23 protein-coding genes and 1 pseudogene are annotated in these 20365 nt (G+C 63.3%); 8 read left to right on the top strand and 16 right to left on the bottom strand.

The features are described from left to right. Positions 1–67: 67 nt before the first annotated feature. From AC0L3P_RS17560 to AC0L3P_RS17550, 3 genes are all read right to left on the bottom strand, one after another. Positions 68–760 carry a GNAT family N-acetyltransferase gene (locus AC0L3P_RS17560; protein WP_473303329.1) on the bottom strand — a complete coding sequence of 231 codons (693 nt, stop codon included), beginning with the start codon at positions 758–760 and terminating at the stop codon, positions 68–70. A 4-nt stretch (positions 761–764) separates the two neighbouring features. Beyond that, complete coding sequence (locus AC0L3P_RS17555) at positions 765–1112, bottom strand: Lin0512 family protein (protein ID WP_275167260.1); 348 nt, start codon at positions 1110–1112, stop codon at positions 765–767. 180 nt (positions 1113–1292) lie between these two features. Continuing rightward, on the bottom strand, positions 1293–2957 hold the full coding sequence (locus AC0L3P_RS17550; RefSeq protein ID WP_473303323.1) for an acetolactate synthase large subunit: 1665 nt from the start codon (positions 2955–2957) through the stop codon (positions 1293–1295). A 171-nt stretch (positions 2958–3128) separates the two neighbouring features. Here AC0L3P_RS17550 and AC0L3P_RS17545 point away from each other — a divergent pair, with 171 nt between their 5' ends. The 3 genes from AC0L3P_RS17545 to AC0L3P_RS17535 all read left to right on the top strand — a co-directional run bounded on the left by AC0L3P_RS17545 (position 3129) and on the right by AC0L3P_RS17535 (position 4871). Then, positions 3129–3482, top strand: coding sequence for an MmcQ/YjbR family DNA-binding protein (locus tag AC0L3P_RS17545; protein ID WP_473303321.1), 354 nt, complete (start codon positions 3129–3131; stop codon positions 3480–3482). A gap of 72 nt (positions 3483–3554) precedes the next feature. Next, positions 3555–4427 carry a bifunctional helix-turn-helix transcriptional regulator/GNAT family N-acetyltransferase gene (locus AC0L3P_RS17540; protein ID WP_473303317.1) on the top strand — a complete coding sequence of 291 codons (873 nt, stop codon included), beginning with the start codon at positions 3555–3557 and terminating at the stop codon, positions 4425–4427. 57 nt (positions 4428–4484) lie between these two features. Beyond that, entirely contained in the window at positions 4485–4871 is a 387-nt protein-coding gene (locus AC0L3P_RS17535) for an ester cyclase (protein ID WP_473303315.1), read from the top strand. 22 nt (positions 4872–4893) lie between these two features. Here AC0L3P_RS17535 and AC0L3P_RS17530 read toward each other — a convergent pair whose 3' ends face one another. The 6 genes from AC0L3P_RS17530 to AC0L3P_RS17505 form a co-directional block, all read right to left on the bottom strand. Further along, positions 4894–6114, bottom strand: coding sequence for an MFS transporter (locus tag AC0L3P_RS17530; protein WP_473303311.1), 1221 nt, complete (start codon positions 6112–6114; stop codon positions 4894–4896). A gap of 369 nt (positions 6115–6483) precedes the next feature. Beyond that, positions 6484–7572, bottom strand: coding sequence for a G1 family glutamic endopeptidase (locus AC0L3P_RS17525; protein ID WP_473303307.1), 1089 nt, complete (start codon positions 7570–7572; stop codon positions 6484–6486). After that, positions 7569–8396, bottom strand: a complete 828-nt coding sequence (locus AC0L3P_RS17520; RefSeq protein ID WP_473303305.1) for a phosphatase PAP2 family protein — start codon at positions 8394–8396, stop codon at positions 7569–7571. The genes AC0L3P_RS17525 and AC0L3P_RS17520 overlap by 4 nt, the downstream gene beginning before the upstream one ends. Positions 8397–8485: 89 nt before the next feature. Beyond that, positions 8486–10258, bottom strand: a complete 1773-nt coding sequence (locus AC0L3P_RS17515; protein WP_473303303.1) for an adenylate/guanylate cyclase domain-containing protein — start codon at positions 10256–10258, stop codon at positions 8486–8488. A gap of 182 nt (positions 10259–10440) precedes the next feature. Continuing rightward, a complete protein-coding gene (locus AC0L3P_RS17510; RefSeq protein WP_473303300.1) occupies positions 10441–11019 on the bottom strand; it encodes a DUF308 domain-containing protein in 579 nt (192 codons plus the stop codon). Between the two features lie 98 nt (positions 11020–11117). Beyond that, the gene (locus tag AC0L3P_RS17505; protein ID WP_473303298.1) at positions 11118–11702 is read right to left on the bottom strand and encodes a TetR/AcrR family transcriptional regulator; all 585 of its coding nucleotides are present in this window, start codon (positions 11700–11702) and stop codon (positions 11118–11120) included. Positions 11703–11778: 76 nt separating this feature from the next. Here AC0L3P_RS17505 and AC0L3P_RS17500 point away from each other — a divergent pair, with 76 nt between their 5' ends. The 3 genes from AC0L3P_RS17500 (at position 11779) to AC0L3P_RS17490 (ending at position 13227) form a co-directional block, all read left to right on the top strand. After that, a complete protein-coding gene (locus AC0L3P_RS17500) occupies positions 11779–12276 on the top strand; it encodes a peptide deformylase (RefSeq protein ID WP_473303295.1) in 498 nt (165 codons plus the stop codon). A gap of 110 nt (positions 12277–12386) precedes the next feature. Next, on the top strand, positions 12387–12800 hold the full coding sequence (locus AC0L3P_RS17495; RefSeq protein ID WP_473303292.1) for a GFA family protein: 414 nt from the start codon (positions 12387–12389) through the stop codon (positions 12798–12800). 22 nt (positions 12801–12822) lie between these two features. Continuing rightward, entirely contained in the window at positions 12823–13227 is a 405-nt protein-coding gene (locus AC0L3P_RS17490; RefSeq protein ID WP_473303290.1) for an MAPEG family protein, read from the top strand. A gap of 37 nt (positions 13228–13264) precedes the next feature. On the opposite strand, the gene AC0L3P_RS17485 is transcribed toward AC0L3P_RS17490, so the two are convergent. The 4 genes and pseudogenes from AC0L3P_RS17485 to AC0L3P_RS17470 form a co-directional block, all read right to left on the bottom strand. Then, positions 13265–13627: an ArsR/SmtB family transcription factor gene (locus AC0L3P_RS17485; RefSeq protein WP_275167271.1), complete on the bottom strand. Its 363-nt coding sequence runs from the start codon at positions 13625–13627 to the stop codon at positions 13265–13267. Beyond that, positions 13627–14289 (bottom strand): SRPBCC family protein, encoded by a 663-nt coding sequence (locus AC0L3P_RS17480; protein WP_473303288.1) that lies wholly within the window; start codon positions 14287–14289, stop codon positions 13627–13629. The genes AC0L3P_RS17485 and AC0L3P_RS17480 overlap by 1 nt, the downstream gene beginning before the upstream one ends. A gap of 56 nt (positions 14290–14345) precedes the next feature. Continuing rightward, a pseudogene (locus AC0L3P_RS17475) lies at positions 14346–14453 on the bottom strand (AraC family transcriptional regulator); the annotation flags it as partial. A 176-nt stretch (positions 14454–14629) separates the two neighbouring features. Beyond that, positions 14630–15889: a serine hydrolase domain-containing protein gene (locus tag AC0L3P_RS17470; RefSeq protein ID WP_473303285.1), complete on the bottom strand. Its 1260-nt coding sequence runs from the start codon at positions 15887–15889 to the stop codon at positions 14630–14632. A gap of 242 nt (positions 15890–16131) precedes the next feature. Here AC0L3P_RS17470 and AC0L3P_RS17465 point away from each other — a divergent pair, with 242 nt between their 5' ends. Beyond that, entirely contained in the window at positions 16132–16482 is a 351-nt protein-coding gene (locus tag AC0L3P_RS17465; RefSeq protein WP_473303280.1) for an ethanolamine utilization protein, read from the top strand. An 86-nt stretch (positions 16483–16568) separates the two neighbouring features. On the opposite strand, the gene AC0L3P_RS17460 is transcribed toward AC0L3P_RS17465, so the two are convergent. From AC0L3P_RS17460 to AC0L3P_RS17450, 3 genes are all read right to left on the bottom strand, one after another. Then, entirely contained in the window at positions 16569–17327 is a 759-nt protein-coding gene (locus AC0L3P_RS17460; protein ID WP_473303276.1) for an SDR family oxidoreductase, read from the bottom strand. A 162-nt stretch (positions 17328–17489) separates the two neighbouring features. Next, on the bottom strand, positions 17490–18371 hold the full coding sequence (locus AC0L3P_RS17455) for an AraC family transcriptional regulator (RefSeq protein WP_473303274.1): 882 nt from the start codon (positions 18369–18371) through the stop codon (positions 17490–17492). A 77-nt stretch (positions 18372–18448) separates the two neighbouring features. Then, positions 18449–19345, bottom strand: a complete 897-nt coding sequence (locus AC0L3P_RS17450) for a LysR family transcriptional regulator (RefSeq protein ID WP_473303269.1) — start codon at positions 19343–19345, stop codon at positions 18449–18451. Between the two features lie 259 nt (positions 19346–19604). Between AC0L3P_RS17450 and AC0L3P_RS17445 the strand changes: the two genes are divergently transcribed. Beyond that, the gene (locus AC0L3P_RS17445) at positions 19605–20339 is read left to right on the top strand and encodes an SDR family NAD(P)-dependent oxidoreductase (protein ID WP_354055245.1); all 735 of its coding nucleotides are present in this window, start codon (positions 19605–19607) and stop codon (positions 20337–20339) included. Positions 20340–20365: the final 26 nt, after the last annotated feature.

The following is a 20365-nucleotide window of genomic DNA, read 5'->3' as shown; positions in this document are numbered from 1 at the left end:
CCCGATGATGGTTGGGATCGATATAGCGTGAATTCGCCGGATATGAAGCCTGACCGGACGGCGCGGCTTATTCCTGCTTCATGAACGCAGTCACGTGCAGGCGGCGCCGAATCCACATCCCCTGCCGCTCGTACAGCGCGATGGCCGAGGAGTTGCTCGAGAACACGTGCAGGAACGGAATTTCGCCGCGCGCCTCGATCTGGCGCGCGACCGCCGCCAGCAGCGCCTGCGCGTAGCCCCGCCCGCGATGGTCGGGGCGGACGCAGACAGCCGTCATCTCGACGAAATTGCCGGGCCTCATACGCTCGCCGGCCATCGCGACCAATTCGCCGCCGGCGCGGATGCCGAGAAACGTTCCGAGCTCGTGCGTGCGCCGCGCAAATGGACCGGGCTTCGTCAACTCCGTCAATGCCATCATGGCGGGAACGTCGGCCGCACCCAGCTGGACGATCTCGGCATCGCGAAGCGGACTGTCGGCCGGAGCACCGATCATCTGCTCGCAGGGTCCGGCCAGCACGACCTTGAAACCTGCGGGAACATCGACGGCCTCCGGTGTGAACAGTGCGGCGACCTGCGAGCCCGACAGGAGATCACGGAGCGCGGCAAAGCTCGCCTCGGACATGTCGACCATGTCGGCAAAGGGCGTCACGTCCACCGGATAGCGCAACGCTCGCGGGCCACCTTCGGCCAGATGTTTGTGGCTGGTCGTCAGCGCGCTCCAGATCGGGCGATCCAGCAGCGTCACGTCACCGTTGGACACCGGCCTAGTCCTTTTCGAAGCTGACGATGACGGCGGCATTGGCGATGAGGATGGGGTCGTTGCCCTGTTCCGGGGCTGAGGGAATTTCCAGCCCGCCCTTCACCGCGTTGACGGTGACCGTGCCGTAAGGCAGCTCCTTCGCGACCGCGTCCTTGTCGACGGCTTCGGGATTCGGCACCGCGATCGTGACGTCTACGAACATGTCGTTCGCAGTCTTGTCGATCATCCGGAAGAAGCCGAGGCTCGAATGCCTGATGGCATCGGAGACGGCACGCTTCGCCGCCTTGGTGGCGTCCCTGCCATGGACGTCGACACCCATGCCCATCTCGGTGATACAGCGAACGCGAGCCATGTCTTTGTCCTGTGATTGATTAGATTGGGTTGATGCAAGTTGTTATCGCATTTTGGTTGATCGTCATACTCCGTCATTGCGAGGAGCGAAGCGAGGAAGCAATCCAGACTGCCCCTGCGGAAGCACTCTGGATTGCTTCGCTACGCTCGCAATGACGGTGTGGCTTGAGTGATGAGCACATCACGCCTTCGACTTCTCCCGCCCCCGCAGCTCCTCCACGAGCACCCGCACATTCTCCGAATAATCGATCGGAATCACCACCAGATGCAAGCCGCCCTCCTTGAAGGCGGCATCCAGCGTCGGGCCAAAACTGTCGATGCTCTCGATGCGATGTCCCTTCGCCCCATAGGCCTTCGCGTACAGGACGAAATCGGGATTGCCAAAGGTCATGCCGAAATCGGCGAAGTGATCGACGGCCTGTTTCCAGCGGATCATGCCGTAGGCGTTGTCCTCGAGCACCAGCACGACCAGATTGAGCTTGAGGCGGACGGCGGTCTCCATCTCCTGGCTGTTCATCATGAAGCCGCCGTCGCCGGCGACCGCGAGCACGCGGCGCTCCGGATACAGCATCGCGGCCATCATCGCCGACGGCAGGCCGGCGCCCATCGTCGCCAGCGCATTGTCGAGCAGCAGCGTGTTGGCGACGCGGGTGCGATAGTTGCGCGCGAACCAGATCTTGTACATGCCGTTGTCGAGCGCGACGATGCCGTTCTCCGGAACGACCTGCCGGATGTCGTGCACGATGCGTTGCGGCGTCGGCGGCCAGCGCGCTTCGCTGGCGCGGTCGGCGATCTGCGAGAGAATCTTTTCGCGCAGTGGCAGTAGCGCGGCGGCTTGCGGCAGCTTGCCTTCGAGCCGGTCGGCGAGCAGCTCCAGGCTGGGGCCGACGTCGCCGACGACTTCCGCATCGGGAAAATAGACCAGCTCGACGCTGGCCGGCGTGTAGCTGACGTGAATCACCTTCGGGCCCGACGGCCCCATGATGAAGGGCGGCTTCTCGATCGGGTCGTGACCGATCGCGACGATCAGATCGGCGGCGTCGATCGCGTCGTGAACGTAGTCGCGCTCGGACAGCGCGGCGGTGCCCATGTAGAGATTGGTGCCGCCGGGCACCGTGCCCTTCCCCATCTGCGTGGTGAAGAAGGGAATGCCGGTCCGCCGCACGAAGCTGGCGATGCCGTGGGTCGCGCGCGGCCGGCTGGTCGCGGCGCCCATCATCACCAGCGGGTGCTTCGCGGCCAAAATCATCTCGGCGGCGCGGTCGAGCGCGGCGCGATGGGCGACCGGGATCTCGATCGGATGAACCGGGATCATCGGCACATCAGGCACTTCATCGCCTGCGATGTCCTCAGGCAGTTCGAGATGCACCGGCCCCGGCCGCTCCTCCATCGCCACGCGAAACGCGTCGCGGACCACGGTCGGGATGCTGGAGGCGCTGATGATCTGCCGTGACAGTTTCGTCAGCGGCTTCATGGTGGCGACCACATCGACGATCTGGAAACGCGCCTGCCGGCTGCTCATGATCGGCTTCTGGCCGGTGATCAAGATCATCGGCATCGCGCCAAGATGCGCATATGCCGCGCCCGTCGACAGATTGAGCGCGCCCGGGCCGAGCGTCGAAAGACAAACTCCGGGCTTGCCGGTCAGCCGCCCGTGCGTCGCCGCCATGAAGGCGGCGGCCTGCTCGTGGCGGGTCAGGATCAGTTCGATTTTGGAGGTGCGCAGCGATTCCACCAGATCGAGGTTCTCCTCGCCGGGCACGCCGAAGATGCGGTCGACACCTTCGTTCTCCAGCGCCGCGACGAACAGGTCGGATCCTTTTGTTCTGCGTTCCTGCCCACTCATGTCGCCTCCCGGTCACAATGTCGGCTCCCGTGTTCCACGGCAGCCGGCGCATGGTAACGGTCCGCGGCGCGGGCACAACTCACAAAGAGGCGCGCAACTGCATCATCCCCGTGGCGACAACGCTCGTCCCCTCCGTGTCCTTGCCGCGTGCGCTGTGCTATCGCTCGGGCGATGACTCCCAAAACTTTCGAAACCCGCTGCCTGCGCCTGCCCGCCGTCACCAAGGTGGTGCAGTGGGAGGGCACCTCCGTGTTCAAGGTCGGCGGCAAGATGTTCGCACTCGGCGGCGGCTTTGCCGCGCGCTCCGGCGGCTACATGTTCAAGGTCTCGAACATGGCCTATGCGCTGCTGATCGAGCACGGCCTTGCGCGGCCGGCGCCCTATCTGGCGCGCGCCAAATGGGTGCAGCTCGTCGGCAACAACGCACTGTCAGACGCCGAGCTCACGACCTATCTGGCGCAGGCGCACGCGCTGATCGTGGCGAAACTCACGCGGAAGTCCCGCAAGGCGCTGGGTCTGGAGTGAAGCGCATCCGCTGCTGAAGCGAAAGCCTGCACCGATTGACTTCGATGATATGCCTGACTAAAGTCAGACATCATGCTCGACCCTGTTTCCCGCGTCCGCCGCTTCAATCGTGCCGTCACGTCCGCTGTCGGCGCACTCGACACGTCATTCCTCGGACGCGGGCGGCCGCTGGGGGCGGCGCGCGTGCTCAACGCAATCGGGCACGGACGTTCGGACGTGGCCGAGATTCGCGACTATCTCGGCCTCGATTCCGGCCTGATGAGTCGCCTGCTCCGCAGCCTCGAGGACGAAGGGCTGGTCGAGACCAATGCGCATGAGGACGATGCGCGCCGCCGCGTGGCGACATTGACGCGTGCGGGCCGGCGCGAGTTTGCAGCCTATGAGGGGCTGTCGAATACGCAAGCCGAGGGCTTCCTCGCCCAGCACTCGCAACGCGAAGCGCTGCTGGCGGCGATGGATTTGATTGCCTCCGCATTGACGCGCGAACGCGTCACGCTGGACGAGATGGATCCGCGGAGCGAACAGGCCCGCTATTGCCTCGGCGAATATTATGGCGAGCTCGGCCGCCGCTTCAAGCAGGGCTTTGACGTCTCGCTGTCGCGCGATCCCGACGCCAAGGATATGCGCCGCCCGCGCGGCACGTTCATTGTCGCGATGTCGGACACGCTGCCGATCGGCTGCGTCGGGCTCAAGGGCACGGATCACGGCTATGCCGAGATCAAGCGGCTGTGGGTCGCACCGGCGGCGCGCGGATTGCGGCTCGGCCGGCGCCTGATGGACGCGACCGAGGATGCCGCGCGCGGGCTCGGCATCAAGCTGCTGCGGCTCGACACCAACAGCGCCCTGGCGGAGGCCGGCCAGCTCTACCGGCGAAGCGGCTGGAGCGAGATACCCCGCTTCAATGACGATCCCTACCCGGACGTGTTCTTCGAAAAACGTCTGTGAGCGCGGGCGCCGATCGCCCTCTTGCCGCGTTATGGCCGAAGCCGCAGGAGCAACGCCATGACCAGGTCCGATCTCGCCGACATCTACCGCAACTACATCGCCTGCCTGAACCGGCAGGATTGGCCCGCGCTCGGACAGTTCGTCCACGATGACGTCGCCCACAATGCGCGATCGTTCGGACTGCCCGGCTATCGTGCCATGCTGGAGCAGAATTTTCGCGAAATTCCGGATCTGCATTTCAACATCGAGCTGCTGGTCTGCGATCCGCCGCAAATTGCCTCCCGGCTGAAGTTCGATTGCACGCCGGCAGGAAAATTTCTGGGGCTGGATGTGAACGGCAGGCGCGTGTCCTTCTGCGAAAACGTGTTCTATCAATTTCGCGACGGAAAAATACGGCAGGTGTGGTCCATCGTCGACAAGCCCGCGATCGAGGCGCAGCTCTAGCGCTACGCCTCGATGAACCTGCTTACGCCGCCGCCGGCGCCAACTCCGCTCGCGGCTTCGGGAACGGCTTGAAATTCATCGCCATCAGGAAGGCGCCGAGACCCATCGCCCAGGAGGCGATATAGAGCCAAGCGTAGCTCGAGAACGCATCGTAGATCAGGCCGCCGGCGAGCGGGCCCGTGGCCATGCCGAGACTGCCGGCCATGGCGGTGCCGCCGATCACCGTCCCCATCATCTTGAGCGGAAAGTTTTCGCGGATCAGCACGGCGTAGAGCGGCATGGTGCCGGCATAGATGAAACCGAAGACGGCCCCGACCGCATAAAATGTCGTGAGCTGGTGCGCGAAGACATAGGCGAGTGCGCCGAATGCCTGCAACAGCAGGCCCGAGACGAGCACGCGCTTGGCGCCGAAGCGGTCACCCATCAGGCCGAAGGCGATGCGTCCGCCGAGGCCGGCAAAGCCCTCGATGCTGTAGATCGTCACCGCCGCGACCAGCGGGATGCCGCAGCTCACGGCATAGGAGACGGTGTGAATGATCGGGCCGGAATGGGTGGCGCAGCAGAAGAAATTGGTCGCGAGCAGGATCAGGAATTGCGGCGAGCGCAGCGCCTCTCCCATCGACATCTCACCTTGCACGGCGCTCTCGCCCGCTGGCGCGACGGCGGCGTGCGCGAGCGCCGGCGGGCGGCGCACCAGGAACGAGACCGGGATCATGATGGCGCCGACCACCAGCGCCACGATCTGCATCGAGGTGCGCCAGTCATGGCCGGAGACGAGCCAGGCCGCGAGCGGCGCCATTGTCATCGGCGCCATGCCCATGCCGGCCGACACCAGCGAGACTGCGAGGCTGCGATGGGTGTCGAACCAGCCGGTCACGGTCGCCATCATCGGCGCGAAGATCGCGGCACAGGACGCCCCGACCAGAAAGCCAAAGACGAACTGAAAAGCCAACAGCGAGGTGGCATGGCTCGCCGCGAACAGGCTCACGGTCAGCACCGTGGATCCCGTCAGCACCACCGGCCGCGGCCCGAACCGATCCGTCAACGTGCCCCAGGCCATGCTGGTGAAGGCCATCGCTAGAAAGCCGATCGTCATCGCGCTGGAGATGCCGGTCACGGACCAGCCGGTATCCTTTGCGATCGGCTGCAGGAAAACCGGCAGCGAAAACATGCCGCCGATGGCGACGCAGCCGAGCAAGCCACCCGCGGCGACGATCACCCAGCGATAGGAGGAAGAGTTCATTTTGGTCTCCCGTCAGGTCTGTCTGGGTGGAAGACGAATGGGAACATGGTGGACCGACAGGCCGACGCAAGTTTTTGCGGCACGCTTTTGTGACCTGCCAAACAAAAAATGCGAAAACAACCCCATGCACAGTAGCCGGACGCTTTGGGATCAAGGACTTACAGCGCAGCTCTTTGGGGTGCGAGGAACCGGCGTTTGACTCGTCGGGCAAAACACCTGCATGATGGCAGCATCCCGCCGCTATTGAATTCGTCCCCTCGCGAACGCGATCGCTGCTGCCAAGTTGCCGCGCGCCGCCACAATGGCCGAGCTCAAGCTTTTTGCGGCCTGCGAACGACAGCCCGCTTGCAGGGGCCTCGGGGCGACAGGCTACGGAGACGCCGATGCATCGCGGTAGGAAACACAAAGGCTACCGGCGTTTAACTTTTGCGGGACCGATACAAACGACGTGCGGTGGGGAGCTGGAAAGACCTCGACCATGCGAATGAGCCCGAGTCGATCGAGCCGTCTAATCCTTCCCGGCGCCCCGATTGAGGGAGCCGACTGCGCAAAGCAATCGCGAAAAACGACATCAGTGTAGTTCGGCAGAGGATACAGACGATGACTGCCGATCATGGTCGGCCGCTCCACAACCCACTCGGCCGTCGACCCGAGTGGCAGGATAGGACCAGGTGCAACGACCAGAAAGGTCGTGAACAAGCCGGTCGTCTGGTTCTTAATGAAGAACTGCACGTCGTTTGGCGAGCGCAGCATCAAGCCAGCCATGATCTCGTCGTTCACCGACACAGGAAAATTCGGGATCGGTATGGGCGGATTGTTACGGTTGTCCGGCGGGTAGTTGCCGTCAAGAGACCACCATTGCCACCACGCATATGTCCGAACCTTCTCGACACCTCCGACGATCTGGACGCATTGAGTGGTGCCTATCTGGGGCATCGACGACATGGGGTAGCGTCGGCGCCCATCAATCCCTATCCACGTCGACGATTGATAGTCTTCGTCAGGTCCTGCATTGCGAGGCAACACCGGGGGCAGTGATGGCGTCGGCACGTACCAACTTCCGCTGACATAAACAAACTTCTCAGGATGTTGGGGAACGATGTAGCCGCCTGACCAATTCCGGCTGTTCTCCAATCGCCGAGAGCCCTGTCTCGCGCTGCACCCGACGCGAAGGAGCGGAATGTGTGGGGGCTGCCCGTCCTTGACCTGCGGAAATTCTGTCGCAAATGCTTCGAATGGTGGGCTCAGAAGCCGAGACCAAAACCGGGAAAAATCGGCCTGCTTCTCTCGGTCGTGACGTGATAGAAGTCCGTATCGCTCAAGCTGAACGTCCGTCGCCGATAGCGGGTCAAAGTCCTTTGCTGGCGTCGGGTACGCATGCGCTCGCTGCTCGAGTTCTTTAAAAAAATCGAGCGATAACTGAAATTGCTGCGCCAATTCTCCCATGGCCTGCTTCAAGCCCACTCTGCTTTTGCAGCCGTCATGGCAGCCCCAAATGTCGAAGCCTTGCCATCCGCATGGGGCATGATGGTCTCGTCTGTCAAAATCGAAAACAGATCGGAGGCCAAACTAGCGCCTGCCGCAGTGTCCGACGGATAGTGAAGGCCCGCGATCTCGCGGTTGCGCCCAATTCTATCGGCAAGCCGGGTCAGGACAAGGTCAATCCCCTGCCCGGACGCTTCCTGCAGAACCGCGGTTGCGCACAATGCAAACAGATGCGCCTGGGTCGAATGGCCGCTTGGATAGGATGCGTGGCCCGGAACTGGAATCGGCGGCAGCAGCGCGGGAACGATCTGTGATGGCCGCGGACGATCGAATTTGGTCTTGAAGTACATAACAGCCAGCGTCGCCACCAAGTTTGCCGCATTCAGAACCAGGAAGGTCGCCGGATGCGTGCCCGGGGTGGCTCCTATCAGCGCGAGGAAATAGCGCATGAACTCCTTGTCCTGGCCGAAAATCTCGCCCAGCGCGGCGGGCCGCTCGTCCAGAACCATGTTTTTCAGTGTTTCGATCTCCAGCGAGGCCGGCGGTTGCGGCTCCGCTACCACGATACGGGCCTGCCAGTTGGTTGAACCGAAATCACCCAAGATGCGCCAAGCTTGCCAGATCGTAGACCAGTTGTTGGCGCCAAAACGTTTTCGGTCCAGCAACACGTTTGCGACGTCAGGCTCGGTTAGGAAAGGAAGATCGCTTCGATCAGGGTAGCGAACATCAGCGCTCGTGGCAGAACTCATGTCGCCGGTATCGCCTGTATCTCCGGTATCACCCGTATTGCCGGTCATGGTTTGCTCCTCCCGGCCCTGATGGGGGCGATGTCTGGTTTATGACCGGTAGCGACCGTGTCGTGTGAAATAGGTCATACTTCGGAAGATTATTCCGGCATACTCGCGGCTAGCAGCCTGACGATACGTTGTTCCCGGACGTCCCCCTGCATCGGGGTCCGGCTTGCCCAAGCCGATACTCTGAAACCCGGAGCTATTGCGGCGTGCCGGTTGGCGAGTTCGCGCGCCTCTTCGGTTCTGTCGATTGCGATCAGGCTCGAAATAAGCGTGCGAAGATTCGACGTATTTCGCGCGTTGTGCATGTCGGCGCGGCGCCCCCAGGAGATGGCCTGGTCAAAATTACGGTTGACGTAATGGGCCTGCGCCAGAATATGCTCCGCGAAAAAGACATGCCGATCCAAAGGCGACAGGCGGAATCCGGCCTCTGCGCAACGCACGGCATTCGGCCCATCACCCACAAAACAGAGCGTTGCGCCCTTAAGTATCCAAGCGATCGCAAGGTTGGGGCCGATTGCAATCGCACTGTCGAAAACGCTGATCGACTGCTCAAAATTTTTGGTCAAGTGAGATTGCGTGTGGCCGTAGATTGCCAGCGCCATCGCATCATGGCTGTCATTGGCAATCGCCGCGCGGGCCATTCGTTCTGCCGCGTTGATATCGGCAGAAACATCCGGCGACCATCCTTGGCCTTGGCGAAACATGTGCCAGTAGGCGGCGTAGGAGAACGCCGGCGCGTATCCGGGATCGATTGCGATCGCGCGCTGCAACAGCCCTCTCGCGCGCGAAAAGGTTGCATAGTCGAGATCGTAGAGCGGCTCCATAGCCTGCAGGACAAGATCATAGGCTGTCATGCTTTGAGGATGTTTCCGCAACGATTTTTTCAACTCGCGGTCGAGCACGTTCGGCGCGATCGTCTTCACAACTTCCTGGGCAATGCGGTCCTGGACATGGAATAGATCACCGAGATCGACTTCGTGCTGATCGGCGCGAATGATCTCACCAGTACTTGCATCGCCGAGTTCGGCACCAATTCTCAGACGCTGTCCCGAGCGCAGCACGCTCCCGGACAGCACGTAGCGGACGCCCAGATCTTTACCGAGAGCTCGGAGATCGATCGGACCGCTAAAGCCGCCAGGGGAGCCGCGTGAAATGACGAAGAGTTCCTTCAGCGCGGCGAGGACATAGATGATGCGGTCGACCATGCCATGGGCGAAGTACGCATCTTCTGCAGTTGTGAGACTATGAAACGGAAGCACCGCGATCGAGGCGCGTCCGTCATATCCCCCCGCGGACTCGCCAAACGTGAGCCTCCCCCCACCGGGCGGCCTGAGACTGATGACCTGAACGGGATGAGAGAGGTTCCGCAAATGCAGCAAGCCGAGATCGACGGCATCCAAGGCAAGTTCTCCGCCGACCGCATCTCGAAACGCCCCCGAGATGACGATTCCGCCCGGCTCTGCGTAGCCTTGGAGGCGAGCAGCAATGTTGACCCCGTCGCCGTAAATGTCGTGGTCCTCGACGATGACATTGGCGATGTTCAAGCCCATGCGAAAAGCGATGCGTCGGTCGGGCGGCTGATCCGCCTCTCGCGTTGTAACCTCGCTTTGCATCGAGACAGCAGCTTCCAACGCGTCCCGCGCGCTGTCGAACATGGCAAGGAAGCCATCACCCGTGTTCTTGACGATCTTGCCGTGCCGCTCCTCGACCATCGGGTGCAGGAACGAAAACCGGAAATTCATGAGCCTGCTATGAGTGGCCCGCTCGTCCAGCTCCATAAGCCGGGTATAGCCGACGACATCCACCATCAGCACTGACGCAAGCCGGTGGTGCAGAACGGAACGATTGCCCGGATCCGCCATCATTGTAGGGCACCAGGGGTTGGTCGGCGTTGACCGGGTCAGGTTACCCTCTTGGCTCCTGCCGTCAATTCCGCCGGCCCCTTGGCGCCACAGTGAGGTAGAGTTTGGCGTCCTTTGCAAGTGATCCGTGCACCGAGCTGGTTGCTAGGTACCAGGCGATTTGCCACGAAAACACCGAAACCATGTCATTCGGCGGACGAAAGCCGCCACTCGCCGACCGTGAGCCAGATCGCCGAGACCAGGAAGTAGAGCGCACCAACGCCGGCATATCCCGCGACATTCGCGATCGAGGGAACCGCGGGCATCGTGGCCTGAAAGATGAAGAAGCCGCCTGCAAGCGCCGACTGGCCACCGCTGAGCACCATGGCCCATTGCGCGCCAAAACTCCGCCAGCGGCGGATGGCCGTCCCCAACTGCAGCAGTCCAGACACAATCGCCCACGCCCCGAAGATTCCGAGCACCCAGTTCATGCTCGACTGGAGGGCGACGACGACCGCGATGGTTGTCCCAACGCTCGCCATAGCGTTGAAAACCTGGGTGCGATTCTGATCGAAGCCGCCGCTGCGCAAGGCGTCCGCGAAGTTGGCCGCGGCGTCCCATGCGGGATAGAGGACCAGCAAGGCGCCGGCGATGACTGGCGAAGAAGCCCCGGCGGCAAACGCAGCAGCGACCCAGGCGACGGAGAACGCCGCTCGTACGAAGTAGTATTGCTTCAGCCATCGCGCGCGATCGGCACGAACCAGATCCAATTCATATTGCGCCATTGCAGTCTCTCCTATACCTACTAGTTGGTAGTCTTACTCGCAGCGAAGCCGACTTCGCCAGCCCGCCTGCGAGCTGCGTTATCGTTCGCTGATGTCTCTCAGTGCTTGTTGGACAGCCGGTCCAGCAACGGGGTGGTGATCACACCGAACATTTTTGGATCGCCATAGGCACGCGCCGACAGCATCGCGCCGTGAATGGTCGCCATGAATCCTTCGGCCTCGACGCGGGCTGTGCCGGAGAGCTTGAGTTGCCCTTTCCGCTTGCCGCGCTCCATCACCGAATTCAGCCAGGAAGCCAGCGAGCGGAAGTGCGCACGGACTTCGAGCGCGACCTCCTCCGGCAAGATCGGGAGCTCGCTCGCCAGCAGCGCGCAGACGCAGAACGGCGCCGTCGCATCACTGATGCACGCCTCCCAGTACGCGACATAGTTTTTGAGTTGCTCGCGCGGATCAGGGACATTGCGTTCGAGCGCGGACAGTCCCGCCTCGGCTTCGGCGCGGTAGCGCGACACGAGGGTGCGGACCAGATCAACCTTGCTGGCGAAATGGTGGTGGATGCTTGGCTTGCGGATGCCGACCACCTCGGCCACGTCGGCGTAGCTGAAACCATTATAGCCGCCCGCGATGATCAAGCTGCGCGCGCAGGCCAGGATGTCGTCTGCAGTCGAGGTGGCGTTGGCCATGGCCCTAAGCTACCTTCCAGTTGGTAGGCGGTCAAGAACGGCATGCTTCAACCATCCGTGAGTGCTAGGAGCCTGCATGACCATTCGCCCGATCGTCCGCTATCCCGACCGCCGGCTCGCGATGCCGGCCCGCCCCGTCACCGCATTCGATGCAACGCTGCGCGAGCTTGCAAACGACCTGCTCGAGACGATGCGCGCCGCGCCCGGCATCGGCATCACGGCGCCGCATATCGGCGTGCCCTTGCGCGTCGTCGTGCTTGAGCTCGACGCCAAGGAAGGTGCGCTGACCTATGTCAATCCGGAGATCGAATGGGCCTCGCCCGAGATGATCCTGCATCGCGAAGGCAGCGTCTCGATGCCCGGCGTCAACGACGAGGTGCAGCGCCACGCCCGCGTGCGGATCAGCTATCGGGATATCGACGGCAACGTGCACAGCGAGGAGTCGGAAGCCTTGCGCGCCGTCTGCCACCAGCACGAGATCGACCAGCTCGATGGCATGTTCTGGATCCAGCGGCTGTCGCGGCTGAAGCGCGAACGGCTGGTGAAGAAGTTCGAGAAGATGTCGCGCGGGTGAGCGCGCCGGCGAAGATCAGGCTTGTGTGAAATCGCGCCGCCTGTTCGATGTGGAGAAATCAAACCAGCCTGATATGATCAGGCCGGTCGGCCCCGTCGGGAGCGAGACGAATGACATATTCAGGTCGTTGCGCCTGCGGCGCGGTTTATTACACCATTGCGTCCGCGCCGATCCGCGGCTTCCAATGTCAGTGCTGCGACTGTCAGCGCGATACCGGCAGCGGCCACAGCTCCATCTTCGTGTTCGCGCGCAGCGCAGTCTCGGTGACAGGCGAGGTGCGCGAAATCGAGCGCATTGCCGACAGCGGCGCAGTCAAGCGCAAGGGGTTCTGTCCGAACTGCGGCTCGCCGATCTACAACAAGCCGGACGAGAAGCCGGAGTTCATCGGCATCTATGTCGGCACGCTGGACGATGCCAGCACGTTCAAACCGTCCGTCGTGCTGTTCTGCTCGCGCGGATATGCCTGGGATCACCTCGATCCCGAGATCTCCAAACTCCCGGAATGGCACTCGGGATCGCGCTGATTTGCAGATTGGGGGACAGCCAATGGCGATGAGCTTCGAGCTATCGATGCTGGCCGCCGCAATCGTCTGGGGCTTCGTACAGCTTGTCGCCGCCGCGCAAGCCACGAACCTGCAGTACGGCCTCAGATGGGCTGCGAGCCCGCGCGATATCGAGATGCCTCCGCTCAAGCCCATCCCCGGCCGGCTCAACCGAAATTTCCGCAACTACATGGAGACGTTTCCGTTCTTTGCAGCCGCGATCCTCATCTCTCATTCCGCAGGCGTTCACAATGAGCTGACTTATTGGGGATCGATCGCCTATCTTGGCGGACGCATCGCCTACACCGCGCTTTACCTATCCGGCATACCGCTCGTCCGCTCGCTGTTCTGGAATATCGCCAGCTTTGGCATGCTCGCAGTTTTGGCCGCGGCTTTCGTGCCTCACTGAAGCGGCGCGATGCTACGTGGCCGTTGCCGCGATGCCTTCACGCCCGCTTGCCGCTCCGCTTGGTCATTGGCGCGTTACGACGCTCGCGTTTGCCGCGTGCGATCTCCGTCGCCAAGGCGTCCAGCTTCGGCTCCCAGAAGTTCCTGAACTGGCCGATCCACGCGTCGACCGCGCGAAGCCCCGCGACGTCGACCGAATAGAGCCGTCGTTGCGCCTCCGCCCGAACGGTCGCGAAGCCGCTCTCGCGCAGCACCTTGAGGTGCTGCGACACGGCGGCCTGCGTGATCCCGAACTCCGCCCCGATCGCCTCGACGACCTCACCGGACGCCATCTCGCAGTGCGCAAGCAGTTCGAGGATGCGACGGCGGACGGGGTCAGCGAGGACCTCGAAGATTTGCATCAGCTTCCTGTGCCCGGATGCGCGACGTCGGGCAGCGTCTCGCCGCGATAGAAAGAGATGGTGCGGTCGGACCGCTGCTTCGCGGAGGCAGGATCCACGCCGCTAGCGACATGCGCCGCGCGCCAATACTCGCCGCTGCTCGTCATGAATTCCTTACCCGCGGGAGAGCCCATCCATGCCTCGGCCGTCTCATGGTCGACCGATGCCCCGGTCGCAACATATCGCTCCAGCCCCGCAATGGCGAGATCCCAGCCGATCCCGACCGCCCCCGGACCGAACTGCTCCCAATGATCCTCGATGATCGCGGTGTGCTCCAGCGTCAATCGCGCCTGGCTTCGTTCTGCCGTCAGCTTGACATCGATCCAGCTCATCGCGCCGCCGAATTCCCACGTCGCCGCAAAATGGGTCGGCGGCGTGCACGCCGTGATGGTCCCGCCTGCATTTCCCTTGAGCTGGTACTTTCCGCCGAGCCGTAGGTCTCCCTCGACCGGCAAGAACCAGCGCGGAATGCGTTGCTGGCTGGTCACTGCGTCCCAGAGATCGTCGACGCTGGTCTCGTAAAGCCGCGTCAGCGTCACCGCACTGGCCGCTTTCCCGTCCTTCTCGAAATTCCTCACCGACCGCGTAACCAGCCCCAATACCCTGACGACGTCGATTTCCATGGCGCTCCTCCTTGTCGTTTCGTGCCAGGATGAATATCGGTCGACGCTAATATAAGTTAATTCTTATATTTTGGGAAGATACCGCTCAGATATTTCCCCGGCGGTTTCCCGAGCGCCTTCTTGAACATGGTGATGAAAGCCGCGACGGAGTCGTAGCCGAGACCCGAACGGATCCGGCCTGCCAGCCTGGCCGGCCTATGACGAGAACGACGTCGTGCAGATCCTGGGCACTCCGATCGAAGCCCGCCCCAATCCGCAAGCCGCCCGCTTCCGCTTCCTCGACAGTTTCAGGCAGGATGGCATTTTGCCGATGCGCTGGCGGGAGCTGCCGTAGGCGGCCTCACCCGCCCGCCATCAGCTGCTTCGCCAACGCCATGTAGGCCGGCAGCGTCACGGGGTCGTTCGCGGCGTTGCCCGCTGCGGGGTGCGAGGCGTAGCGCGCGATCACCATCTCGGCCCTGGGATCGATATAGATGCCCTGGCCGTGAACGCCGCGCGCCATGTAGGCGCCGTGGGCGTTGTGCGTAACCCACCATTGATTGCGATAGGACGCACCGGGCAACGTGGTGTAGCCGGCCGGCTTGAATTTTTCGGGATCGCCGCCGCGCGCGATGTCCTCGACGACAGATGAAGGCACGATCTGCCTCCCGTTGAAGCGGCCGTGATTGCGCATGGTCTCGCCGAAGCGGGCGAGATCGCGCAAGGTGGTTGAGAGGCCGCCGCCACCGCTTTCGGTGCCGATCCGATCGACGTGGTAATGCGCGTCCTCCTCGGCACCGATACGGGTCCAGATCCGTTCCGAGAGAAAATCGGACAGCGCCATGCCGCTGGCGCGCCGGATGATCCAGGCCAGCACGTCGGAATTGACGGTCTTGTAGGCGAAGACCTTGCCGTGCTCACCCTGCTTCTTCTGACCGACGAGGAAATCGAAAATATTGGTCGCGCCGTCATAGCCCGGCTCGATCGGCGCCATGCCGTTCGCCCGCCGCAATCCCCACACCGCGGAATTACTGTCGGTGTAAACTTCGGTGTAGGCGAGCCCGGTGGTCATATCCATGGCCTCGTGCACGCGCGCATCGCCGAACGCGCTGGCCTTGAGCTCCGGCACATACTCCGTGACAGGCGCCTGCGGATCGATCTTGCCCTCGGCGACCAGGATGCCGGCGAGCACGCCCGTGAACGACTTGGTCACCGACATCGCGATATGCGGCCTGTGCGGCTTCAACGCGCCGAAATAGCGCTCATAGATCAGCCTGCCCCGGTGCAGCACGACGATGCCGTCGGCATAGGTCTCCTCGAGCATCTTCGCGAACGTCATGGGCCGGCCGTCCATCGTGGTCGAGGCGGAGGCGCCGATGTCATGGTCCTGCCGCGGCAGCACCGATGCAGGCCCCGCCCCGCGCCAGACGTTCACGGTCGGCACCAGCTGGCGGATGTTGCTCCAGGCCCAGCGCAGCTCGGGGAAGCTGCGGAACGAGCCATTCTGGAAGGAGATGGTGCGGGTTTCCGGTGGCGGGAAGCCCTTCATCCAGCCGAGTGTTTCCGGATCGGTTTCGGCGGCGGTTGCGGGCGGCTGACTCGGGGCGGTGGCGGCGGACATGAATATTGGGCTCCGGAAGCGAACGACTGGGATCTCGTATCATGGCGATCGGTGGGGAACATCCAGTGTTTACGCCGAGGTGACCGTCGCCGCGCGCTGGACACCAACCGTCTCCTGCGCTCCACCCATCGTCCGCGCCATCTGCGTCAAACGGCCCCGCAAGGCGCGGTGAACAAAACACTTGCTCGCGACTTCTATCATCCTCACTCCGCCAACTTTGATCGCAAGACGGAAGACATCTCATGCAAGTTCGCAAGTTTGCCATCTCGGACGCAGCGCTTGAGCGTTCGCCGGGACTGGATGGCGACATATTCGTCGGCAATGTGATCGACCAGCGTCACGACGCTCCGATCACCATCGGCTACGGCCGCTACGCGCCGAACCAAATCCTCGACGAGAAAATCGCTGTCGACGACGTCATGGTCGTGCTCGAAGGGAAGCTCTCGGTGTCGAGCAGCGCCGGCACCGTGACCGCCGGTCCGGGCGAGATCGTCCACATGCCCAAGGGTGCGCAGGTCACCATCCGCTCGCACGAGCAAGGCGCCGTCACCGCTTATGTCACCTATCCGCACTGGCAGGAGGCGCGCGGGTGAGACAGGCTTTCGCGACCGCATCCCGTCATGAACTGGTCTGATCGACGGGGCAGAGCCCCGTCGATCAAACCCGAACGGATTCGTCATCAGGTCAGGCGGACCGACATGCCGCCGTCAACCGTCATGGGGCTGCCCGTCATGAACGATGCCCGGTCGCTCAGGAGAAAAACGGCTGCCTGCGCGATCTCCTTGGGACTGGCCATCCGCTTCATCGGGTGGAGCCCGGCGATGAAATTCAGGGCGTCGGGATTTCCTTCGCCTGCCGCCGGGGTGACGGTCCCTCCGGGCAGAAGCGCGTTGATGCGAATGCCTTCGGCCGCATGCTCGGCGCCCAGTGATTGAGCCAGGCCGATCAGTCCTGCCTTTGAGGCTGCGTACGCCGCCATTCCCGGCAAGCCCCCGTTGCTGAAGCCAACGAAGGACGAGGTGAAAACGATCGAACCGCCGCCCTGCTTGCGCAGCGCCGGGATCTGCGCCTTTGCGCCGAGGAACGCCGAGGTGAGATTCACCGCAAGCACATCGGTCCAATTTTCGACGCTCATCTCCGGGACCGGCGTCATGTCGCCGACGATGCCGGCATTGTTGAGAGCGCCGTCAAGCTTTCCGAAAGTCCTGACGGCGTGCTCGACAAGGCCGGCTGCATAGCCGGTGTCCCGAACGTCGCCCGCGAGAAAAGTCGCGCGCCCTCCGGCGCTCTTGATGCTTGCAACAACGGCCTGCAGCTCGGGGGCGCGGCGGGCCCCGAGCACCACATCGGCGCCTTCGGACGCGAACAGCGACGCCGCGGCAGCACCGATACCGCTGCTGGCGCCGGTTATGATGATCGTTTTGTTTGCCAGTTCCACCGCGAGACTCTCCTGATGTCAAAAGTAGCCGAACAAGACATCAGGCACCTGCGAGCCGCCACCCGTTTCTCGAGTCACATGCGAGATCGGATGGCGGCGGCATTGATCGCGGATAGCGGCCCGCCGGCTTGTTGCGACCGAAAGGCCAGGCCGCCGCCAGGGTTATTTCAGCGGCAGAAAGAGGTCCGCGACCGTCTCGTGCTCCGGCACCTCCGGAAAGAAGCTCAGCCGCTGGCAATAGATCGGGAAGTCGCGTGCTTCCTCTCCGCTAGCCGGAAGCCAGTCGCGATAAAGGAAGAGCGCGGCCGGCTCGAGGTTGTCGGTGTAGCCGATAACGCGCAGCACCGCGCAGCGTCCGCCGGGGATGTCGCCGGCCTTGATTTCTTCGCCGTTTGCCACGATCGGCTGGTCGGTCCCGACGCAGAGGTCGACGCTGTAATCGGCGGGTGACGCAGGCCGCCGCTCGGAACGCCAGACATTGAAGGTCGGACTTGTGCTGGGGTGCAGGTGAGATGCCTTGCGCCACGCGATGAAGCGCTGGATGGTGGCGGGAAGCGTCGTGGGGTCGCCGCGATGCTCCATGATCGCCACCGGCGTCGGGGGCACATCGCGGATCGTCACGTCGTCGGTGGTAAACGTTTTCTGCAAGAGCTTGCTCCTGGCATTGTCGAGAGGCCCGAAGGCCGCAAGCCACGGCTCCCAGTGGGGAGATTTCCGGAACGACGACGGCGATTGCCCGAACCGTTGCCGAAAGGCGCGGGCGAAGGCGTCCGGTGCCTCGTAACCGGCATCCATCGCGATCTCCGTGACATCAAGGGCGTCCACGTAGGCCAGCTGATGCGAAGCGCGCTTCATGCGGGCCAGCTGGACATAGCGATGCACCGATACCCCGAAGGTCGCCGAGAACTGCCGGTGGAAATGAAACTTCGAGAAGGCCGCAACAGCACTCACCGTGTCCAGATCCAGATCGCCGTCGAGATGCCGGTCGATATGGTCCAGCACCCGCCGCATCCGGTCCTGGTAGTTTTGCAGCGCCGCCTTCATCGTCCCTCCTCCGTGGCGGCTCCATCTAGTCGTTGACGGCCATGACACGCTCGACCGATCTTGCGGTTTGGCAGTTCTCAGTCGCGCGCCCCCGCCAGCCCCGCGAGCAGCGGCGCGTACGCGGCGAGCCGGCGGGATACGAATTCCGTGAACAGCCGCACGCGCTTGGTCTTGCGTGTCTCCCCCTGCGTGAGAAGCCAAACCGTTCCGTACATGTGCAGGTCGGTGCCCGGCACTCTCGCGAGCAGCGGGTCGGCATCGCCGACGAAGCACGGCAGTGTCGTGATGCCGAGCCCTTGCCGGACAGCGGCTATCTGCGCCCCGGCATCCGAGGTCCTGAATGGAACGCCCGTGGTGCGAACCTCGCCCGCGCTGGCCCAGTCCGGGATGCCATGCATGCTGATGACGATCCAGCGGAAGGGATCGGGCGCGCCGGCACGCCACGCGGCCAGCCGATCCCTGGACATGTAGACGGCGCCGAACAGCTCCGGTCCCTTCATGCCGTGAAGATTTTGCGGCAGGGTTTTGCGGTCGTAGACGACGCGGATCGCGACGTCGGCCTCACGGTTGGTCAGGTTGGCCAGCTCGCCGAACGACAGGATATCCATCTCGATATCGGGATGCAGACGCGCGAAGTCGGCGAAATCAGGCATGAGCAAATGTGTCGCCATCGGCGGCGCCAGCGTCACCCGCAGACGCCCGCGCACGCTCTGGTCGCGCCCGAAGACGCGCGTCTCCAGCTGGTGCGACGACGCTTCCATCTGGCCCGCGAACTCGAGGACCTCCTCGCCCGCAGCCGTCAGGCGGTAGCCCGAAGGCAGCTTTTCGAACATGTGGACCCCGAGGCGTTCCTCGAGCTGGGCGATGCGTCGCAGCACGGTCGCATGGTTCACATCGAGGCGCTCGGCGGCGGCCCGCACCGAGCCTCCGCGCGCGACGGCTAGAAAGTAGCGAACATCGTCCCAATCGATCATGGTGCAATCCCGCACCGCGCGGTGCGCCTTCCAAAGCCCGTACCTGAGGCATCTAACAGCAGTCCGGCCGTCATCATAGCCTCTGCTGATGCGTCCGGCCCAATTCCGAACCGGGATCGTCGCCGCTGGCGTCAGTCGTCGGGCCGGATCGATTTCGCACCACCGATGTGCGCGCTTCCGCACTCAACGCCTGGCGCCGGCGGACCTATGTCGCGGGTCTCGGGGGCAGATGCTGCCCGACACCACGACAGGAGAACTTATGGGAAAGCTCGACGGCAAGGTTGCAGTCATCACGGGTGGCGCGACCGGCATCGGCCGCGCCGCGGCAAAGCGTTTCATCGAGGACGGCGCCTTCGTCTTCATCTTCGGCCGCCGGCAGCAAGCGCTCGACGCAGCTGTCGCCGCCCTCGGACCTAACGTCCGCGCGGTGAAGGGCTCGGTCTCGGATGAGGCCGACCTCGACCGGCTCTACGCGGCGGTGAAGGCCGAGCGCGGAAGGCTCGACATCGTCTTCGCCAATGCCGGCGCGGGAAGCCAGCTTGCGCTCGGCAAGATCACCGCCGCGCACATCGACGAAACCTTCGACACCAATGTGAAGGGGACGATCTTCACGGTCCAGAAGGCGCTGCCGCTGATGCGCCGGGGCGGTTCGATCATCCTGACCGGATCGAGCGCCGGCACCACGGGCGCGCCGGCCATGAGCGCCTACAGCGCGAGCAAGGCGGCGGTGCGCAACCTCGCGCGAACCTGGGCGGAAGACCTGAAGGGCAGCGGCATCCGCGTCAACGTGCTGTCGCCGGGGGCGACCGCGACCGAACTCGCGAAGGAAGCGCTGGGCGAGGAAGGACAGAAGGTGTTCGCCGCGATGACCCCGCTGCAGCGCATGGCCGATCCCTCGGAAATTGGTGCCGTGGCGGCCTTTCTCGCTTCGTCGGACAGCAGCTTCATGACCGCCAGCGAAGTCGCCGTCGACGGCGGCCTGGCGCAACTCTGATCCCGGCGCGGTCCCGCGCCTGCCCC

The sequence above is a fragment of the Bradyrhizobium sp. WSM4874 genome, from assembly GCF_055811835.1.
Note: the sequence above shows the minus strand (reverse complement) of the source record. Positions and strands in the feature narration are given on the sequence as shown.

Bases quoted from the DNA above. Each gene is read 5' to 3' on its own strand.
- AC0L3P_RS17465 (WP_473303280.1), top strand. From the start codon at position 16,132: ATGCAAGTTCGCAAGTTTGCCATCTCGGACGCAGCGCTTGAGCGTTCG.
- AC0L3P_RS17530 (WP_473303311.1), bottom strand. From the start codon at position 6,114: ATGAACTCTTCCTCCTATCGCTGGGTGATCGTCGCCGCGGGTGGCTTG.
- AC0L3P_RS17500 (WP_473303295.1), top strand. From the start codon at position 11,779: ATGACCATTCGCCCGATCGTCCGCTATCCCGACCGCCGGCTCGCGATG.
- AC0L3P_RS17450 (WP_473303269.1), bottom strand. From the start codon at position 19,345: ATGATCGATTGGGACGATGTTCGCTACTTTCTAGCCGTCGCGCGCGGA.
- AC0L3P_RS17480 (WP_473303288.1), bottom strand. From the start codon at position 14,289: ATGGAAATCGACGTCGTCAGGGTATTGGGGCTGGTTACGCGGTCGGTG.
- AC0L3P_RS17540 (WP_473303317.1), top strand. From the start codon at position 3,555: ATGCTCGACCCTGTTTCCCGCGTCCGCCGCTTCAATCGTGCCGTCACG.
- AC0L3P_RS17510 (WP_473303300.1), bottom strand. From the start codon at position 11,019: ATGGCGCAATATGAATTGGATCTGGTTCGTGCCGATCGCGCGCGATGG.
- AC0L3P_RS17555 (WP_275167260.1), bottom strand. From the start codon at position 1,112: ATGGCTCGCGTTCGCTGTATCACCGAGATGGGCATGGGTGTCGACGTC.
- AC0L3P_RS17535 (WP_473303315.1), top strand. From the start codon at position 4,485: ATGACCAGGTCCGATCTCGCCGACATCTACCGCAACTACATCGCCTGC.
- AC0L3P_RS17515 (WP_473303303.1), bottom strand. From the start codon at position 10,258: ATGATGGCGGATCCGGGCAATCGTTCCGTTCTGCACCACCGGCTTGCG.
- AC0L3P_RS17485 (WP_275167271.1), bottom strand. From the start codon at position 13,627: ATGCAAATCTTCGAGGTCCTCGCTGACCCCGTCCGCCGTCGCATCCTC.
- AC0L3P_RS17550 (WP_473303323.1), bottom strand. From the start codon at position 2,957: ATGAGTGGGCAGGAACGCAGAACAAAAGGATCCGACCTGTTCGTCGCG.
- AC0L3P_RS17490 (WP_473303290.1), top strand. From the start codon at position 12,823: ATGGCGATGAGCTTCGAGCTATCGATGCTGGCCGCCGCAATCGTCTGG.
- AC0L3P_RS17545 (WP_473303321.1), top strand. From the start codon at position 3,129: ATGACTCCCAAAACTTTCGAAACCCGCTGCCTGCGCCTGCCCGCCGTC.
- AC0L3P_RS17445 (WP_354055245.1), top strand. From the start codon at position 19,605: ATGGGAAAGCTCGACGGCAAGGTTGCAGTCATCACGGGTGGCGCGACC.
- AC0L3P_RS17505 (WP_473303298.1), bottom strand. From the start codon at position 11,702: ATGGCCAACGCCACCTCGACTGCAGACGACATCCTGGCCTGCGCGCGC.
- AC0L3P_RS17470 (WP_473303285.1), bottom strand. From the start codon at position 15,889: ATGTCCGCCGCCACCGCCCCGAGTCAGCCGCCCGCAACCGCCGCCGAA.
- AC0L3P_RS17495 (WP_473303292.1), top strand. From the start codon at position 12,387: ATGACATATTCAGGTCGTTGCGCCTGCGGCGCGGTTTATTACACCATT.
- AC0L3P_RS17455 (WP_473303274.1), bottom strand. From the start codon at position 18,371: ATGAAGGCGGCGCTGCAAAACTACCAGGACCGGATGCGGCGGGTGCTG.
- AC0L3P_RS17520 (WP_473303305.1), bottom strand. From the start codon at position 8,396: ATGACCGGCAATACGGGTGATACCGGAGATACAGGCGATACCGGCGAC.